19 protein-coding genes are annotated in these 19,013 nt (G+C 30.5%); 5 read left to right on the top strand and 14 right to left on the bottom strand.

Annotated features, from left to right (window positions below):
• Nucleotides 1-37: 37 nt before the first annotated feature.
• The 4 genes from VDP25_RS08410 to VDP25_RS08395 all read right to left on the bottom strand — a co-directional run bounded on the left by VDP25_RS08410 (nucleotide 38) and on the right by VDP25_RS08395 (nucleotide 2,531).
• On the bottom strand, nucleotides 38-727 hold the full coding sequence (locus VDP25_RS08410; protein WP_334468692.1) for a hypothetical protein: 690 nt from the start codon (nucleotides 725-727) through the stop codon (nucleotides 38-40).
• Nucleotides 724-1,443 (bottom strand): hypothetical protein, encoded by a 720-nt coding sequence (locus VDP25_RS08405; RefSeq protein WP_334468690.1) that lies wholly within the window; start codon nucleotides 1,441-1,443, stop codon nucleotides 724-726. The genes VDP25_RS08410 and VDP25_RS08405 overlap by 4 nt, the downstream gene beginning before the upstream one ends.
• 61 nt (nucleotides 1,444-1,504) lie before the next feature.
• On the bottom strand, nucleotides 1,505-2,152 hold the full coding sequence (locus VDP25_RS08400) for a hypothetical protein (RefSeq protein ID WP_334468688.1): 648 nt from the start codon (nucleotides 2,150-2,152) through the stop codon (nucleotides 1,505-1,507).
• 46 nt (nucleotides 2,153-2,198) lie between these two features.
• Nucleotides 2,199-2,531, bottom strand: a complete 333-nt coding sequence (locus VDP25_RS08395) for a PadR family transcriptional regulator (protein WP_334468685.1) — start codon at nucleotides 2,529-2,531, stop codon at nucleotides 2,199-2,201.
• Between the two features lie 139 nt (nucleotides 2,532-2,670).
• On the opposite strand from VDP25_RS08395, the gene VDP25_RS08390 reads away from it, so the two are divergent.
• Nucleotides 2,671-3,729: a ferredoxin--NADP reductase gene (locus VDP25_RS08390; protein WP_334468683.1), complete on the top strand. Its 1,059-nt coding sequence runs from the start codon at nucleotides 2,671-2,673 to the stop codon at nucleotides 3,727-3,729.
• A 214-nt stretch (nucleotides 3,730-3,943) separates the two neighbouring features.
• Here VDP25_RS08390 and VDP25_RS08385 read toward each other — a convergent pair whose 3' ends face one another.
• Together VDP25_RS08385 and VDP25_RS08380 are read right to left on the bottom strand one after the other, a co-directional pair.
• Entirely contained in the window at nucleotides 3,944-4,960 is a 1,017-nt protein-coding gene (locus VDP25_RS08385) for a glycosyltransferase family 9 protein (protein WP_334468681.1), read from the bottom strand.
• Nucleotides 4,961-5,016: 56 nt separating this feature from the next.
• Nucleotides 5,017-5,625, bottom strand: a complete 609-nt coding sequence (locus VDP25_RS08380) for a DUF4254 domain-containing protein (protein ID WP_215926455.1) — start codon at nucleotides 5,623-5,625, stop codon at nucleotides 5,017-5,019.
• A 72-nt stretch (nucleotides 5,626-5,697) separates the two neighbouring features.
• Between VDP25_RS08380 and upp the strand changes: the two genes are divergently transcribed.
• Entirely contained in the window at nucleotides 5,698-6,357 is a 660-nt protein-coding gene (gene upp / locus VDP25_RS08375; protein ID WP_215926453.1) for a uracil phosphoribosyltransferase, read from the top strand.
• On the opposite strand, the gene VDP25_RS08370 is transcribed toward upp, so the two are convergent.
• The gene (locus VDP25_RS08370; RefSeq protein ID WP_334468676.1) at nucleotides 6,346-7,263 is read right to left on the bottom strand and encodes a DUF6427 family protein; all 918 of its coding nucleotides are present in this window, start codon (nucleotides 7,261-7,263) and stop codon (nucleotides 6,346-6,348) included. The two genes, upp and VDP25_RS08370, sit on opposite strands and share 12 nt — an antisense overlap.
• 69 nt (nucleotides 7,264-7,332) lie before the next feature.
• Between VDP25_RS08370 and VDP25_RS08365 the strand changes: the two genes are divergently transcribed.
• Nucleotides 7,333-7,560, top strand: coding sequence for a DUF6341 family protein (locus VDP25_RS08365; RefSeq protein WP_215926449.1), 228 nt, complete (start codon nucleotides 7,333-7,335; stop codon nucleotides 7,558-7,560).
• On the opposite strand, the gene purD is transcribed toward VDP25_RS08365, so the two are convergent.
• Nucleotides 7,555-8,826 carry a phosphoribosylamine--glycine ligase gene (purD, locus tag VDP25_RS08360; RefSeq protein WP_334468673.1) on the bottom strand — a complete coding sequence of 424 codons (1,272 nt, stop codon included), beginning with the start codon at nucleotides 8,824-8,826 and terminating at the stop codon, nucleotides 7,555-7,557. The genes VDP25_RS08365 and purD overlap by 6 nt on opposite strands.
• A 92-nt stretch (nucleotides 8,827-8,918) precedes the next feature.
• Between purD and VDP25_RS08355 the strand changes: the two genes are divergently transcribed.
• On the top strand, nucleotides 8,919-10,244 hold the full coding sequence (locus tag VDP25_RS08355; protein WP_334468671.1) for a phenylacetate--CoA ligase family protein: 1,326 nt from the start codon (nucleotides 8,919-8,921) through the stop codon (nucleotides 10,242-10,244).
• Nucleotides 10,245-10,251: 7 nt separating this feature from the next.
• A complete protein-coding gene (locus VDP25_RS08350) occupies nucleotides 10,252-11,412 on the top strand; it encodes a glycosyltransferase family 4 protein (RefSeq protein WP_334468669.1) in 1,161 nt (386 codons plus the stop codon).
• On the opposite strand, the gene VDP25_RS08345 is transcribed toward VDP25_RS08350, so the two are convergent.
• From VDP25_RS08345 to VDP25_RS08320, 6 genes are all read right to left on the bottom strand, one after another.
• On the bottom strand, nucleotides 11,409-12,821 hold the full coding sequence (locus tag VDP25_RS08345) for an exopolysaccharide biosynthesis polyprenyl glycosylphosphotransferase (protein ID WP_334468667.1): 1,413 nt from the start codon (nucleotides 12,819-12,821) through the stop codon (nucleotides 11,409-11,411). The two genes, VDP25_RS08350 and VDP25_RS08345, sit on opposite strands and share 4 nt — an antisense overlap.
• An 88-nt stretch (nucleotides 12,822-12,909) precedes the next feature.
• Complete coding sequence (locus VDP25_RS08340; protein ID WP_334468665.1) at nucleotides 12,910-14,256, bottom strand: exopolysaccharide biosynthesis polyprenyl glycosylphosphotransferase; 1,347 nt, start codon at nucleotides 14,254-14,256, stop codon at nucleotides 12,910-12,912.
• A gap of 198 nt (nucleotides 14,257-14,454) precedes the next feature.
• Nucleotides 14,455-15,591 carry a glycosyltransferase gene (locus VDP25_RS08335; RefSeq protein ID WP_334468662.1) on the bottom strand — a complete coding sequence of 379 codons (1,137 nt, stop codon included), beginning with the start codon at nucleotides 15,589-15,591 and terminating at the stop codon, nucleotides 14,455-14,457.
• On the bottom strand, nucleotides 15,584-16,789 hold the full coding sequence (locus tag VDP25_RS08330) for an O-antigen ligase family protein (protein ID WP_334468660.1): 1,206 nt from the start codon (nucleotides 16,787-16,789) through the stop codon (nucleotides 15,584-15,586). Before VDP25_RS08330 ends, VDP25_RS08335 begins: the two co-directional genes overlap by 8 nt.
• Nucleotides 16,786-17,589, bottom strand: a complete 804-nt coding sequence (locus VDP25_RS08325; protein ID WP_334468658.1) for a glycosyltransferase — start codon at nucleotides 17,587-17,589, stop codon at nucleotides 16,786-16,788. Before VDP25_RS08325 ends, VDP25_RS08330 begins: the two co-directional genes overlap by 4 nt.
• A complete protein-coding gene (locus VDP25_RS08320; RefSeq protein WP_334468656.1) occupies nucleotides 17,576-18,976 on the bottom strand; it encodes an O-antigen ligase family protein in 1,401 nt (466 codons plus the stop codon). The genes VDP25_RS08325 and VDP25_RS08320 overlap by 14 nt, the downstream gene beginning before the upstream one ends.
• Nucleotides 18,977-19,013: the final 37 nt, after the last annotated feature.

Below are 19,013 nucleotides of genomic sequence, written 5' to 3'. Positions count from 1 at the left end.
TTGGTTTATGTAGTAAGTATGAAAAAACAGAAATTTGTTACAAACTAAATTCTGGGTAGGTTTCATTTAGTAATTTTTCGGCTTTGTTCGGAATCACTTCTAAACTGATATAATTTATTAATGTTAAGACGGTAAAAGCTAAAGAAAAGAGCAGCAAAAACAACGTGTTTATTTCAAACTTATCGGGAATTGTAAACACATTATAGAGTTGCGACATAAAGATTAAAGATGCACCGCCAGCTTGCTTAAAAATTAGCTCTTCTAACATCCATTTTTTATTAGAGATTTCTTTTCGTTTTCTAAATTGCCTGTTTAATTGTGTGCTTTTATAAATACACCACCCTGAAATTATAATATAAAAAATGAGGGAAAAGATGGCGGTAAACTTTGAAGAAAACGTTATATAAAAAAACGCATACAATGCTATCGTTGCAACGATTTGTGGCATCTCAAACCATTTTTTAATTTCATTCCACAAATAACCTCTGTAACGCTTATTCATCGCCTTTTGTTTTTGCTCAATGGCATCCATAAAACCAAAAATTCCAAATTTTTTGAAGGCTTTATTTTTAGCATCTTCAAAACTGAGTTTAGGTTGCTGTTGCCATTGTTGCTCTATATCGTTGGCTAAATGATCTACGAGTTCGGTTTGCAAGTCGTAATGCTCTACAAAATGTTGTCTTGTAAACGCGTAGAGGTCTTGTATTTGAGGTTCGGTAAGTTTCATGATGTTAAAAGCTGATAACGTTCTTTGGTGGTATTTAATACTTCTTTATAAAGCATAAAACTGACTCTAGTTAAAGGATAAATAAGGACATAAAAGCCTATAATATATCTATAATCTACGATGCCATTATAAGTAAACTCATCTTTATAAAAATTTAGAATAGCACCTTGAAAGCACAAAAAAGAAGAATTAAGCAAACCCACCATATTAGCGTTTAATGAGTGCCTAACCCCTTTTCTAAACACATATTTAAATTTCAGTAATTCTGGAATTGCCAGCGTAATTAATGCCACCAATAATGCTGTTTTTGGTTTGTATTGATAAGAGACAAATATCATCATAACAAATAGAAGATACTCTAACATAAAGCTATAAGACAACAGCGTTTGTTTTAAAAGCACCCAATACCGTTTTCTATTTTTTCTACTGATTTCCTTTTGCTTGTTTTTTGTAAACTTCTTAAACCCAATATTACTTTGGTATAAGCCACTTTCAAATATTTTACCCTTAGGAACTCCAAATTCTATACACTGGTTTCCAAAACCTCTATGAACGTCAAGTAAAGCTTCATTAAAAGAAATACCATCGTTAGTCATTTTATCTTCAACCGCAGAAACAATATGATCTAACAATTCTAAACGCACATCCCAGTATTTTACCTCGTTTTTAATGAGATAATTGTCTACGAATTGTATTTCTTCTTTGGTTAGTTTCATTGTTAATTCACTTTTAGACCTGCTAAGTTTTAAAAACCCGCTAGGTCTCCTTCTATTTAGGTTATGCTAGGGTTTTATATTGCTTTTCGTAACTCTTAAATAATTTTATGCTAACACGAACCAAGACCAACATTAAAGTTAAAACTATACTTACAATTCCGAGAATCCAAAGTACAGTCATTAAATCTTTAGCTTGGTAGCTAAAATTAAAAATAATATTGGGTATTTGATAAAACACCAAAAAAGGCATCGCTAAACGTTCTACGACCGAAAATCGTTTTAGATTTTTCACTTTGTGATAAACAACATAAGTTAACAGAAACCCCGATAATCCAATTAATGGAACATAAGAAATAATTAACCTAAACGTTTCTATATTGAAATTTGAATACAAAAAGTAAAACCCGCCAAAAGACGCTAAAAAAATCAGCAGTGTTAATGGATTTAAAACTTCTTTTAAAAATGCCTTCCAAATTTTTCTATCGGCAGATTTTAAAAACTGTTTATTCTCTTTTAAAAGTTGAGCCTTGTTCTGAACCATGTAACCTTTAAACACATTATAGAAATCGCTAGTCGTACTCGCCCGCATTCTATCTTCAATATCTGAGGCGACATGATCTACCATTTCCATTCTTATGTCTGCAAAAACCACATCAGAATTCTCTAGATACGTGTCTATAAATTGTATTTGTTCTTTGGTTAGTTTCATTGTCATTTTAAATGAAGACCTGCTAGGTTTTTAAAACCTGCTAGGTCTAAGCTAGCTTTGGATTCACTAAGGTTTGCATTGTTTTAATATACTCAGCTAATTCTTCCAATTTATTAACGGTTTCTTTAGTTCCGGTTTCGGTGAGTTTATAATATTTACGCAATCGGTTGTCTACTTTTGCTACTTCAACATCTAACAAACCTTCAGCTTCTAATTTGTGTAACGCAGGATATAATGCACCTTCTGTGATTTTCAACTCTCCTTTAGTTAATTCCTTTACCTTTTGGGTAATTTCGTAACCATACATTTTATCGTGCTCATTTAATAACTTTAAAATGATAGTGGTTAAACTCCCTTTATATAATTTTGAATTGCTCATCGTAGTACAAATATATACATAATTTTCTTATGTATAAGAAACTTATGCATTGTATTTTATTAAAATTTTAGACCTGCTAGGTTTTAAAAACCTGCTAGGTCTGTAAGAGTTTGTTTATCTTTGCAAAAAATTATTTTTAATGGCACAATTTCATTCACTCACTATAAAATCAGTTGCTAAAGTAACAGACAATTCTGTTGCTATAACCTTTGATATCCCAGAAAATCTTAAAGAAAAGTTCAGCTTTAAAGCCGGACAATACATTACCTTAAAAACCACTATTAATGGCGAAGACATCCGTAGAGATTATTCTATTTGTGCGTCTCAAAATAGCGGAAACGTTACTGTAGCTGTAAAAGCAGTTGAAAACGGAACATTTTCTGTTTATGCCAACAACACCTTAAAAGCAGGCGACGCATTAGAGGTTGCAGAACCAAATGGTCGTTTTATATTTGAAGCTAATGCTGCCAAAACCAGAACTATTGCTGCCTTTGCTGCAGGAAGTGGAATTACTCCAGTGCTTAGTATTGCTAAAACACTTTTAGAAGAAGAACCATTTAGCAATTTTATATTGGTTTATGGTAATAAAACCTTAGCTGACGCGATGTTTGTTGATGAATTATTGCAACTAAAAAAACAATACGATAACCGTTTTCATGCGCATTTTATATACAGTCAGTCTCAAGAAACCGACGCCTTATTTGGACGTATTGAAAAAAGCACGGTAAACCTCATCGTTAAGAATAAATATAAAGGAGTTACCATTGAAAACTTCTACCTCTGTGGACCAGAACAAATGATACATACGGTAAAAGATGTATTAATTGAAAATGGCGTAAAAGAAAAAGCCATTAAGTTTGAATTGTTTACAGCTCCTGTTGAAGCTAGTTCTGATGCTACTACTGATTTACCATCTGGCGAAACCAAAATTAAAGTTGTGGTAGATGAAGAGGAATTTGAATTTAGCATGCCTCAAAAACAAACCATTCTTGAAGCCGCTTTAAAACAAGACATTGATGCACCTTATTCTTGTCAAGGTGGCATTTGCAGTAGTTGTATTGCTAAAGTAACTGAAGGTACAGCAGAAATGCGTCAGAATAATATTTTGACAGATAGCGAAGTTGCAGAAGGATTGATATTAACTTGCCAAGCACATCCAACATCTGCTACTATTGCGGTAGATTATGATGATGTTTAATCTAGATTATTAGATTCGTTAGGTTTTTGGATCATTAGATATACAGACCTTTCATGTTTTAATAACACGAAAGGTCTTTTGGTTTTCAAGACGTTCTTAATACGAAATTTTAGAAATGAATTTGACTCGAATTGACGTAAACTTAGTTCTATATCGTTTTATCTCTTCGAGTGATTTTTTTGGTACAAAAACATAGTATTGAGAAGTTTTAACGTTAAATAACTTCTTTTATCTTAGAAATGATTACCGCTTCAGAAACACTACTTGCCGCTTTTTCGTAACCTTCTGGAAATTTATTACCGTAAATAGACGTTGGTAGTAATGGAAACTGTGTTCTGTCTGCAGTAAGTGCAAAATCTACAGGTTGATTAAATGGTGCAAATCCAGCAAAAGGATGTGTTACTCCCCAGATTGTAATCACTTTTTTACCCAACATTGCCGCCAAATGTGCATTACCAGAATCCATAGCTAGCATGAGGTCTAAATTTGAAATAAGCATTAATTCTTCCTCTAAATTCAATTGTCCTGCAACAGATTTTACGTTAGAGTATTTAGCTTCAAGCTGATTTAAAAGCGCTATTTCTTTAGCACCACCTCCAAATAAAACTATATTATAGTCTTTAGAAAGCGTCTCAATGGTGCTTTCCATTTGTTCTAAAGGATACATTTTACTGCGGTATGCCGCAAAAGGAGCAATACCAATAGTTTTGAAACTTTTGTTTGAAATAAAAGCACTTAGTTGTTCCGTTAAGACTTTTGGTTTTGGGAATACTGGATTAGATAAATCTACTGTGAAACCTAGGTCTTCAAAAACATCAGCATAACGTTGGTGTGTGGTTTTTAATTGCTTAAAAGACACACCTGAAGTCAGAGCTTTCTTTTCGGCTCTACCTTTATCTAATTGCACCACTTTTTTTCCTGAGAAAAAGAATTTTAAAATTTTACTTCGTAAAACGTTGTGCAGATCGGCAACCGCATCAAAATGAAGTTTTCTTAATGCTTTAGATAGTTTATAAAGTCCTAAAACCCCTTTGTGTTTACCTTTTAAATCCGCTTCATAGAACCTTACATTTTCTAAATCTTGAAAAAAAGGTTTAAAAAAGGCTCTGGTAACTACTGTTATCTTTAATTCGGGATGTTGTGCCGTCAAAGCTCGCAACACAGGTACTGTCATGGCTACGTCTCCCATGGCAGAAAACCTAAGGACGAGTATGTGTTTTGGTTTTGGCATTGTTAATAGACCTATAAGATTTTAGACACAGAAATCTGCAAGGTCTTAGGTACGATTTATTTCTGTCCTCGCAAAACAGGGTTTAATTCATCGTCGTTGTACATTTTCATTTGCTTGTACACTTTCATGTATTTGTCTCCATTTGAAATATCATTAAGCAAATCATCAATTGCTGTACTTAAATCTACACGTTGGTCTAGTAACACGTCTAGTTTCTTTTGGCAGGCTGCTTTATGCGCATCACTGGCATCATCTCTAACCGTTTCAAGGTGCATATGGTAAATTTTTAATGCTAAAATAGACAAACGATCTATGGCCCAAGCTGGACTTTCAGAGTTGATTTTGGCATTTGGTTTTACAGTTACATCTTTATATTTATCTAGAAAATAACTATCGATATATTCAACCGTATCTGTTCTATCTTGGTTAGAAGCATCAATCATTCGTTTCAACTTTAAAGCTGCCACTGGATCTATATTTGGGTCTCTAATAATATCCTCGTATGCCCATTGAACAGTATCTATCCAAGATTTTCTATATAATAAATGCGCTATGAGATCGTCATTTTTATCGTACTTATTTGTAAAAGGTTGATCTACTGTATTTAAAACTTTATACGTTTTAATAACCTCTTGAAATATAGCGTTTGCTTTTTGTGAAAACATAATGAAATTGATTTAATGTTTACAAATATAGTAGGAATTATTAACTTTAACGACTGAACTAATTCTCATAATATGCAAATTCACAACCTTTCTGATACGCCTTCAATTTTAAACACGTTTATGTCTGAATTAAGAGATAAAACTATCCAGAAAGACAGTATGCGTTTCCGAAGAAATATTGAACGTATTGGTGAGATTATTGGCTATGAATTAAGCAAATCTCTTCAATTTGAGACGTGCACTATAGAAACTCCTCTTGGCACTTCTGAAACAGTTTTACATCACAATGATATTGTATTATGTTCTATTTTAAGAGCAGGTGTACCGCTTCATAATGGCTTACTCAATTATTTTGATGCTGCTGAGAATGCTTTTATTTCGGCTTATAGACAACACAAACACCATCCTGAAAGTTTTGAGATCGTTGTTGAGTATTTAGCTTGCCCAAGTTTGGAAGGTAAAACTTTAATTTTAGCAGATCCTATGCTAGCCACGGGACAATCTATGGTAGCTACTTTTGAAGCCTTAAAGCCATTTGGCACTCCAAAGGAAATTCATTTGGTAAGTGTTATTGGTGCACAACCAGGTATTGATTTTGTTAATGAAGCTTTTGATGATAACGTTAACCTTTGGATTGCAACTATTGATGAGAAGCTTAATGATAAAGGATATATTATTCCGGGATTGGGTGATGCTGGTGATTTAGCTTTTGGCAATAAACTACAGCAATAGACTGATAATTGGAGTTAGTATTAAAAGCGCCACAAATACCTCCTTAAACCAACGCTCTGTAATAATTTCAATGTATTTTGCCATGATGATAGAAAATGGCATAAACAAAAACAGATATTCACTTCCGTCTTTTAATGGCGCAATAATAGCCACTAAAACAGCTATTATTGAAGCATAAGCTATGATAAAATAAGACGGTTTTAACTTTTTATTTTTGTCTGGTAAGGTTCTAAAATAATAAATAAGCGTCCAAATAAAAGAGGAAAATAACACCGTAAATTTAAGTATACTTTCCTTACTGTTATAAGCTGTAAAATCTAAACTTGCATATCTTATAAAGTCTGAAGACCTTATAAATTCATCATAGATTACAATATTATACACCAATAGTAAAACAAAAACAGTTGCAATACCAACAAATGGAATGATTACATTTTTAAAGTCATTTTGAGAATGGTAAATCAGAGCGACAATCACTAGCGCAAAAAAGAGTATTGCCCAAAAGTAAAACAAAGCAGCAACAGCAATCCAAAACGCGGCATCAAACAATTTCTTTTTAACACTTAATTTAGAATGCAAACTTATTAAGCGCCTTAAAGCCAAAAGCACAAACAAATTAGACAATAGTAAATCTAAATTTGTCATCGTTTGTGGTAACATTCCAAAAAGCAAACCAAAAGTCATTATGGCATAGCTATTACCCTGAGTTAGGTTGTTTTTTGCTACAATAAAATCGAGTAAAAAGACTAAAAACAGAGTAATTCCTAATTTAAAAAATGCTGTAAGAGAACTATTTAAGTCTGAAAACAGAAAGGTATAATTTGTAATTACAAAAAGCAAAATGATATAAAGCGCAATTATTACGAAATTTATCGGCTTAGATTTACTAAAAATGCTTGTAATCATTAACTCTTTTTGTATTTTTGTTATTTAGAAACCAATTCAAAATTAGAATTGGTGTAAATTTATAAAGTTATGAATGATTTCTTTAACGGAATAGCTGATTTATTTGTTAATGTGTTATTTGCACCTTTTGATGCCTTAAGAGCATTAGAGTTAGAAAGCTGGTTTTCTGCTAATATATTCTCATGGATTTTTATAGCTATTGGCTTTGTTGCATTTGTTTATTGGATGCTAGAACTCAAAAAGTACAATGATAACAACGAAGAAGATAAAAGTATTTCTTCTCACTCTTATCTATAAATCGAAACCAATATCTTTACGATAATTCATCTTATCAAAATGTAGTTTATCTATACTTTGATAAGATTTTTTTATGGCTTCATTGTACGTATTTCCGTACGATGTAATTGCCATAACACGACCTCCTGAGGTCACCACTTTACCATCTTTTTCTATTGCTCCTGCATGAAATGCTATAGAATCTGTAACATTTTCTAATCCTGAAATTTCTTTACCTTTCTCATAAGCTTCAGGATAGCCACCAGAAACCAACATTACAGTTGTTGCTGCACGCTCATCAATTTCAATATTCACTTTAGATAAAGTTTGATTAGCCATAGCTTCAAAAATATCAACTAAATCTGTTTTTAATCTTGGTAAGACTACTTCAGTTTCAGGATCTCCCATTCTAACGTTATACTCTATTACTTTAGGATTATCTCCAACTTTGATTAAACCAATAAAAATAAAGCCAACATAAGGTAATTTATCTTTCTTTAACCCTTCAACTGTAGGTTTTACAACTTGATTTTCTATTTTATCTAAAAATTCTTGCGTTGCAAATGGCACAGGAGAAACGGCTCCCATACCTCCTGTATTTAAACCAGTATCACCTTCTCCTACACGTTTGTAATCTTTTGCTGTTGGTAGAATTTTATAATCTTTTCCGTCTGTTAAGACAAAACAACTCAACTCAATACCATCTAAAAATTCTTCGATAACCACTTTAGTACTAGCCTCTCCAAATTTAGCATCAACAAGCATACTTTTTAGTTCGTCTTTAGCCTCCTGTAAATCATTTAAGATTAAAACACCTTTTCCTGCTGCTAAACCATCTGCTTTTAAAACATAAGGAGGTTTTAAAGTTTCTAAAAATTTGTAACCATCGTCAACATTATCCTTAGTAAAACTTTCATATGCTGCCGTTGGAATATTATGACGTACCATAAATTCTTTAGCAAACTCTTTACTTCCTTCTAGTTCAGCGGCTGCCTGTTGGGGCCCAATAACTGCTACATTTTTTAAGGCCTCATCTTCTAAAAAGAAATCATGAATACCTTGTACTAATGGGTCTTCTGGTCCAACTACAACTAAATCAACTTGATGTTCTAAAACGGCTGCTTTAATGGCCTCAAAATCAGTAACACCAATATTTAAATTTGTTGCAATGGCGTTGGTTCCTGAGTTTCCTGGTGCTACAAAAAGCGCCTTACAACGATTACTTTTTGCTAATTTCCATGCAAATGCGTGTTCTCTTCCTCCAGAGCCAAGTACTAAAATATTCATGCTTAAAATTGTTTAGACAAAAATAATTGGTTTTAAGTTTAAAAAACAATTATTTTACCAAAGAACTCACTTTGATGAATTCAAAACCTTAAATGCAAAAAAACATCTTGCGATTATTTGATTTTTCTTTAAAAATAAATGGCTTTAAAATTGACAAGGCAAAATTGACTTTGTCTGAAATTCAGGCTAAAACTAATTCTGAATTTGAAACTTATGTTGAAGAACAGAAAAAAGCCATTATTTCTTACCATTTAAAACATAACTCTTTTTATAAAACGCTTGGAAAAACAATTGATCTTAACGTTTGGAATTCTGTACCAATTATTACAAAGAAGCATTTGCAACAGCCTTTAGAGCAGCGTTTAAGTGATGGGTATACGACTAAAAACGTCTATGTAAATAAAACGTCTGGTAGCTCTGGTGACCCTTTTATTTTTGCGAAAGATAAATGGTGCCATGCACTAACTTGGGCTGAAATAATAAATCGGTTTGGTTGGTACAATATTGATTTTAACAGATCTATGCAAGCCCGTTTTTATGGTATTCCTTTAGATAAAAAGGGGTATTACAAGGAACGTTTGAAAGATTATTTTAGTAATCGTTTTCGGTTTTCGGTATTTGATTTAAGTGATACTGCATTTGAAAATACTTTAGCAAAATTTAAAACTACCCAATTCGATTATATTAATGGTTATACGAGCTCAATTGTACAATTTGCAAAGTATTTAAAGCGTAAAAACATTCTGTTAAAATCTGTATGCCCGACTTTACGAGCTTGTATTGTAACTTCCGAAATGTTATTTGATGATGATAAATTGCTACTTGAAACACAATTTGGACTGCCAGTTATAAATGAATATGGAGCTTCTGAATTAGACCTTATTGCATTTCAGAATACGACTGATGAATGGCAACTTAATAGCGAAACGCTTTATGTAGAAATTTTAGATGAGAATGATGTTGTTTTACCGTACGGAGAAGAAGGGAGAATTGTAATTACATCGCTTTACAACAAAGCACACCCCTTTATACGCTACGATATTGGTGATATAGGTATATTATCTGAAAAGAGTACCATTAAGAAACCCATTTTAAAGAAGCTTATTGGAAGAACCAATGACATTATTGTTTTGCCTAGTGGCAAAAAAGCAGCAGGTCTCACGTTTTATTACATTACCAAAAGCGTCATTGAAAACGATGGCAATGTTTCAGAATTTGTTGTAGAGCAGGCGCTTTTAGATAGCTTTAAAATTAGTTACGTTAGTAAAATTGAACTTTCTGAAGCTGAAAAAACAACGATTAAGAATGAAGTGATTCGTTATTTAGAGCCTAATATAACTATTAATTTTGAACGTGTTAAAAAACTAAAGCGCTCAAAGTCTGGTAAGTTAAAACAGTTCACATCACATTTAAAATAGAGTATTAGTGAAAAAATTAATGATTATAACGAGTTACTTTCCGCCAGAGATTGGTGCAGCTTCTAATCGTATTTATCATTTGGCAGAAGGCTTAAAAAATGATTATGATGTCAATATTGTTACTCCGTTACCTAATTACCCAACCGGAAAAATTTTTGCAGCTTACAAGGGAAAATTCAGTTTAAAAACTGAAGAAAATGGCATTACAATTAATCGTTTATGGATTTATGCTTCAGTTTCTAAAAATAAATTTCTGCGTTTAATAGCCATGTTATCTTACAGCTTTAGTTTGATTTGGTTTTTTATATGGCATAAGATTCCGAATAAAGTTATAGTACAGTCTCCACCGCTTTTAGTGTCCTTTACTTGTATGTTCTTTTTGAGATCTAAGAAAAGAAAACTAATTTTAAATGTAAGTGATTTATGGCCAAGCGCAGGATTAGAATTAGGAGCTTTAAAAGAAGGTTTTGCATATCGGCTTCTAAAAAAACTTGAAGCCTTTAACTACAAAAAAGCAGACCTCATCTTAGGACAAAGTAATGAAATACTAACCCATATTAAAACTATAACCACAAAGCCAGAGCTATTTCTATACCGAAATTTCCCAGAAATTAAATACCCTAAACTTATAGAAAACACCTCTTCTAAGGGTAAAATAAAAATGGTTTATGCAGGCCTTTTAGGTGTGGCTCAAGGTATCCATAAGCTCTGTAAAGAAATTAATTATGAGACTATTGAATTTCATATTTACGGGTCTGGTGCAGAAGAGGAAGCTATTAAAAACTTAATTGACTCTAATAAAGACTTACCTCTTTATTTTCATGGTAGAGTAAACCGAGCGGAGTTACACCAAGTCCTTTTAAAATATGATATTACCATTATTCCGTTGTTAAATAGAATTTACGGATCTGTACCGTCTAAGATTTTTGAATACGCTAAATTAGGCTTGCCAATGTTATATTTTGGAGGTGGTGAAGGCGAGGATGTGATTACAAAACATAAGCTTGGCTGGATTGCAAATGAAGGCGATTACAGTCATTTAAATAAAATATTGGCCTCTATCACCTCTGAAGAGCTCAACTATGCGCTAAGCGTATCTATTCAAGAAACAGCTCGACTTCAATTTGATTTCAAAAAACAGCTTATGGCACTTAAAAATGTCATTTAATACGCTTTTTCATCGCCTTTAATAACGTTAATAATCGTTTGGGCAATGATTTTTAAATCTAGTAAAAGTGACCAGTTCTCTATATAAAAAATATCGTATTTCACTCTGTTTATGATATCCTTATCGTATTTAATTTCGCCTCTATACCCTTTAATTTGTGCTAAACCGGTTACACCTGGTTTCACATTGTGTCTATAAATAAAATTATATTTATTAATCTTCTTTGAATAATCATCGGTATATGATAGCATATGTGGTCTTGGTCCTACAACAGACATATCTCCCTTTAAAACATTTATAAACTGAGGTAATTCGTCTATACTTGTTCTCCTAATAAACTTTCCTATAACTGTTAGGCGCTTATCGTCTGGACTTACATAAGTTCCTCTGGACTCCTTTGTTACGGTAAGCGACCTATACTTGTAACAGTAGAAGGCTTTATAGTTTATTCCCGTTCTTTTATGTTTATAAAATAACGGCCCTTTAGACTCTAACTTAATTAAAATAAATAAAATAACAGAAAGCCAAGACAGTATAAAAACTATGATTAACAACGAAAACACAACATCAAACGTTCGTTTTAAAAATTTATTTATTTCATTGTTAAGTGCTACTTCTTGAATAGATAAAACTGGTATGTAGTTATAATAGTCTGTTTTAAATCGTTTGGTGAATAATTTTTTGGTATTAGGTATGAACTTAATATTACAATGATTCAAATTTGCATACCTAACGTATTCGTTTATCTCTTTTTCTGATAAATCATAAATTGAGCAATAAATCTCATCTATATGATCGTTATTGTTTTCTAAATAGTCAAAACTATCTGCAATAGAGCCAGACGTATCATCACCTTCAGAATCGCTAAAAATTGCATTTATGTTATAGCCTAACTCTTTCTTTTCTTTAAATATTTTCTTTAACTCGTGTACATTATCACCACTACCTATTAGGATAATATTTCTTAAATTACCTTTTAAATATATCCTAAATGACTTTAAAATATAATAGCTTAACAGCTTAACAAAACTTATTGCAATAAAGGCATAGGCTAAATATTTTAACGTTAAGGTTATCTCAATATTAATACTTCTAAAAAAACCTTCAAAGGCATAAACAAGAAGCGTATAAGCAAAGAATTGCTTTATAATAAGCGACAGAATATTTATTACAGAAGTGTACCTATACACTTTATAAAATTTAAGTAAATAGGTAGATAAAAGCCAAAATACTACAGAGTATAAAAGATAGAGTATGTTCTTATCATTGAGCAATTCATAAGAGAAAAAGTATAATTTTTCACTATTAAAATCTAAAAAGATAAAAGCAAATGTATTTATAATTATAAGGTCGTATACTATTAATATTGGCCTCAATACCCATGAATATCTTCCGCGTTTAAACTCCATATTTTTTCATTGTATTAATAAGTCTCTTAGGATTTGTTATTGAAGTTAATCTTGGTAGTATATCTACAATGTTAATGATGTGCCTTATTTAATAGGCTTTTTCTTCACCTTTAATTACATTTATAACCGTTTTAATAATAATTTTAATATCTAAAAACATGGACCAGTTTTCTATATAAAAAATATCGTATTTCACTCTATTTTGCATATCAGAATCCTTTTCAATATTTCCTCTATAGCCACTAACTTGAGCTAAGCCTGTTATACCTGGTTTAACAGTATGCCTAACCATGAATTTATTTATTTTATTTTTATAATCGTTTGTATGACTTAATAAGAGTGGTCTTGGCCCAACAACAGACATGCTTCCAAACAATACATTATAAAATTGAGGCAACTCATCAATACTTGTTTTTCTTATAAATCTTCCAACCTTTGTTATTCTCATGTCATTTTTTGACGCCTGAAGACTGTCAGATTCTCTATTGGCACTCATTGAGCGAAATTTATAACAAGCAAAAAGTTTAAAATCGGCTCCGTATCTCAATTGCCTAAAGAAAACATCTCCTCTTGATTCTAATAAGATCATTAATGCAATAAGAGGGGTAAACCATGATAGAAAACCGACTATAACTATGAGTGAAAATACAATATCAAAAGTCCTTTTAATAACTATATTTAAGTTATCCTTAAGAGGTATATTGCTTAATGAGAATATTGGAATAAGGTCATGATTTTCGAACTTTAATTTTTTTGAAAAAACGTATTTATTGTTAGGAATAAGCTTTAATGTTTTTAAGTTATTGTCGGCAAAATAAACCAATTCACTCATTTGCTCATCAGACAATTCTTTTACAGAACAGTATATTTCGTCTATATTATTCTCAATTATATAATTAAACGATTTTGCTATATCTCCTAATTTTTTGTTTGTCTCTTTATTTGTAAAGAACCCTTTGTATTTATAATTATGATCTTTATTATTCTCAAAAAAATCTTCTAACTTTTTAGTTGAATCGTTGTAACCAATAATAACAACATTATTATAGTAAATGCCTTTATAGTGTAAATATCGCTTGATTAAAACAAAGGTGAGTATTCGCCAAAAACAGAGAACAAAAAATAATAAAAAGTAAAACTTAATTATTTTTACAATATCTACCTTATAATCAATTATATAGAAATAAGATAGAATTAACAATATAAACAAAGAAATCCTAACAATTAGAGTTACAGATATAATTCTGATAATTCTTAAGGTTTTGTTTCCATTTTTAAAAGGTGAAAACAAAGAAAGTATAATCCAAAAAAGAATTGGTATAATTATAATGTTGATGTCTGACGTTAAAAACGTAACTAACAAAAAACATACAAATAGCAAATCGATAATATACAGGACAGGTCTTAATAATTGTGTATAAAATCTATCATTCATAATAATCCTCTAATCTGTGTAGCAACTGATATTTATGCGGCAAATATAATTGAATCTACGTAATATAAATAAATTTGAGTATATATTTCAAATGCTAAAAAAAATGTATAAATCAATAACTTAACAAAACTTCCTTATAAAAAAAACCGATTCTTTAAATCGTCCGTTTACGTTATTACCATTAATAAAAACGCTTAGTTATTTAATACAATATTTAGAATACAGTGCTTCTAAATTTTTAATATTAGTTTCTAAATTAAAGTTTTGATTAAAAATCTCTAGCGACTTCTTTTGAAATTCTAATCTTTTAGACTCATTTTGAAATAATTCTATCGTTCTCTTGCTCATTAAACTAATATCATCTGCATCAACTAAAAATCCATTTTCACCATCAAAAACCAAATCTCTATTGCCGTCACAATCTGTTGCGATAATTGATTTAGATAAGGCTAGACTCTCAATAACCGCATATGGCAAGCCTTCGTATCTGGCCGTGGTAATATATAATTTAGATTTGGAAACGATATGAAAAATTCTCTCGCGTTCTGTCCACTCAATCAACGTAGTATTGGCTTCTAAATCATATGCTTTTATTAAACGTTTTACATTTTCTGTATTGGGACTTACAACACCTATTCCCATAATTACCAAATGGATCTTAGGAATCTCTTTTTTAACCTCCTTTAATACCTCAATCATCAACTCAATGTTTTTTTGATATGATGGTCTTCCAACAGTACAGATATATTCATCAGGAAGATTATAACTTGATATATCACTAAACTCAGGATCTAGCGTGATTGGAGAAATACAATTATTAAAAAGTGCCGTTTCAGATTTCTTATATTTTATTTCCATAATACCTCTTTCTAATTCAGAATTAGATGAAGCCAACAAAATTGACTTTTTGTTTTTAAGAATCCTTTCTATTAACACTAGAAAACGGCGTTTAAGACTATTACTGGCACTTAAAAAAGAATAAGCCTGTGGAGTGTGCAAAACATTAATAGTGTTTAATAAAAAGCCTATTGTGTTTCCTACGAGTCCGCCTTTGGCACTATGAGCGTGAATTAAATCTGGTTTTTCTTTTCTAATTATTTTGTAAGCCTTAATAATTGACTTAAAATCTTTTAATACGTTTATATCTCGCTCTATAGGTATTTTATATTCCTTTACATAATTATTAGAATCATCTAAAAAGTTAGAATTATCTTTTGTACCATGAATTACAATATTCTCGAATTTTGAAGAGTCAATAGATTTTATTAGCACTCTCAAGGAGGTATCTACTCCACCTATTGAATGAAGAATATGTACAATTTTTTTTCTACTCATCTAATAAATTATCTTCTGATTTATTTGGGGTTAACACTATTAAAATTAGCGCGAACAAATATACTCCTATTTGTCTATGAAATAAATTTTCAATTAAAGCAAATAATACCAATACCAAAAGAATATTTAATTGATTAATATCCTTATTGTTTAACCTTATAAGGCTAAAAATTAAAAACAAAAAAATAGCTAACCCAATAAGTCCTTTACTTAACAATAAATCTAAATACTGATTATGTGTATTAAATCGCGTTTCAAGAAAATACGCTATACGCTCTTTTTTGGTCATCGAATTAATATAGCAGTTATTAAGGTTTTCTTGTGTCATACCAAAACCGTCACCTATAAGTAATTTATGTTCAGAACTATTCACCAAATGCGAGAAAGCACAATTCCAAATGACATATCTTGGCTCCCATTCCCTTATTTTATAAAAGAAATCATTTTTCTTATCAACATATAAAAAGCGTTTAGCTAAATTATCATTGAATAAGAAAAACGCAGCAACTGTACCTAATATAAGTGCAACTGTAATTAGTGATTTTTTTAAATTAGTCTCATAAAAAACCTTTATCATAAATATTAATAAAACAGTTATAATTGCCATTCTAGAAACCACTAGAAACAGCATACAAGCACTTAATAACATATTAAACACAAGAAATAATCTATATTTCTTAGGTACTTTAGACCATATTTTTAAAGAAAAAGCAATACTTAAAGAGTTAATAAATCCAAAATATAAGCGCTCTATAAATAGCAAATCATTAATATGTTGTCCTGATGCAATTTCAAACGCTCCAACTTCCGACGCATAGTTTACAAGGCTAAATACAGAAATAAAATTACCTAAGGTTACTGATAGTATAAAGAACAACTGTATCTTAAAACTCTTTTTTATAGGGATCGATAAAACTAAAACTGCAATTGAAATAAACAGTTTTTTTATAACGTACATATCCTCTGAAATTGTACCTATAATTAAAGATGATAATACAGTAAAAAGTATTAATGCTATAACTATTATGTATACCTTGTTTGCTAGGAGTTTTTTAACAAACTGTTTCTCTACAAAAGGAAGTAAGACAAATAATATTCCAATAAGAATATTTGGGACAGCTCTAATATCATCTTCAAACGGAATGGTAAACACCAATGCGTAAAACAGATAATGATATATTTTATGTAAGAACTTCAATTCAGTTTAAATTTTTTCTTCAATTCTGTTGTCACTTTTCTAGATACAAATAGTAATAGAATATTTCTAAATAATCCATAAATGGGATAGAAACCAAAGTGGAAATTATCTAAAATTATACGAATTCTATTAAACACTTGAAGCCTTCTTTTCTTTGTTGAAATGGAATTAGGATCAGAAACATAATACATTAATATTTCTGGGTAATTTTCAACCTTATAATGCTTAAGTGCTTTGAAAAAAAACGCATAATCCTGTGATGCTCTCCTGTACTTAAAAGGATAATTACCAACCTTGTCTAAAATTTTAGAATAGAATATTACTGATGGATTTAAAAACATACTATTTAAGTACATTTTTTTCTTTAACGTTTCATAATCTGTTGGGGGCTTTAATTCGTGTAAAAAATTTCCATGCTCATCAATAACATTTGCCCAAGTACCTATGAGTTTCACCTCTTTATTTTGGTCTAAATAATTAATTTGTTTAGAGCATTTATCTTTCATAAAAATATCCCCACAATCAAAACGACCAATAAATTCATAGTTCTTATTTAAAGCTACTTCTAATCCACGATTTGCTGCGACGCCTACTCCTTTATTTTCTTTTAAATACTCAAAGTAAATTTTACCAGAATTATAAATTTGATTTAATCTTTCTTCATTTGGCTTATGCTCACTTCCATCATCAACTACAAGAATATCAATATCAATTTTCTCATTTATCGAGACCAATGATTCTTCTAACCCTTTAGGGTTATTGTAATGTGCCATTACAAGGATAATTCTACTTTGATTCATTAATTAATTGTTTGTTTTGTTTTATCATTACCATTATAATTGCTAAACATAACCAAAAACCATAAACCCTAAATGTGTCTGTTTTTAACCAATTAAAAATATATCCTACCATTGAAATCATTAATATAAGAGGAATAACAGTGCTACCACTAGGGTTTTTAAACGTTTTATTGTAACACCACATTAAAATACTTATAAAAAAAGTAATTAATATAAAAAATCCTATAATTCCTGTTTCTGCTAAAATTCTAAGATATAAGTTAAATCCTGGTGGAAATGATGGATGATTTTCATTTAAATGTTTAAGTCTAAACTCCCAATTATCTTCGGTTGCCCATTTTGGGTATTTCTTTGTTGACTCAAAAGCCTGTAAGCCATATCCTGCACCTACGATTGGACTCTCTTTAAAAACCTCAAACATAGCTGTTTGTATCCCAAATCGAGTTTTATTAGATGTAGAATGTACACTGTCATCAATTTTAAAAGATGTTAATTCATCATAGACATATTCTACTGTGGATTTGAGAAAGAATGTTACAACTGCAGCACCAGCAAATACAGATACAAGAAATATTTTAGCAAATAAACTATTGAATTTTCTTTTTCTAATTAAAAAAAGAATAAAAACAAAAACTTGAATAATTATTATAAAAAATACTGCCCTTGATTCTGACAAAAAAGCAAAAAGAATGACAAATATTCCAGGTAAAAAACGCTTAAACCCTTTTCCTGTAAGTATGTAACTAAACATCCATCCTGCAATACTTAATAAATATGTTGCTAACGCTGGAGGTTCAAAAGTAACAGAGGAAATTCTGCGAGTCCATTTATCTATATTAACTGATGTAAAAGGAAAATAATCAAATAGGTGTAAAGTACTTCTTAATCCATCCATATGGAATTTAATGATTAAAAACTCTATACTACCATATACAACTACTATAACTAATGAATAAAGAAATATTGTTCTTATTTTAAGGATAATAGTCTTAAGATCAAACTTTTCAATAATATTATAGAAGGTTATAAACAGAATAATAGCTGAAATAAGTAAGGAAACAAATTGTCTTATAAAACGCTCAAAACCTGTTCTTTGCTTGTAATAATAGCCAAACATATCATAACTATTAAAAACTACAGAAAGTATAACCCAAAATATAAATAAAATTAGCAGCTGAAAAATAATATTATGATAAGGTATTTTTATTTTTCCTGTAGTAAATAATATTACCGAGCATAATAAAAAAAAAAGCACACAAGAATCTCTATTATATTCTCCTAAAACACCAAATATAGCAAAACCCTTAAATGAATTAAATGGAATAAAAAATACACCTAACAAAAAAATAACTAAAATTAGATTTTTTAGCTTAATTGCAATATTCATATTTGGTTGTTAAGAATTCTTGTTTCATTAATATTTC

Origin of the sequence: Winogradskyella sp. ECml5-4 (assembly GCF_036903175.1) — a bacterium.
GTDB lineage: Bacteria > Bacteroidota > Bacteroidia > Flavobacteriales > Flavobacteriaceae > Winogradskyella > Winogradskyella damuponensis.
The sequence above is the reverse complement of the archived record's forward strand: the minus strand, read 5'-3'. Positions and strand labels throughout refer to the sequence as shown.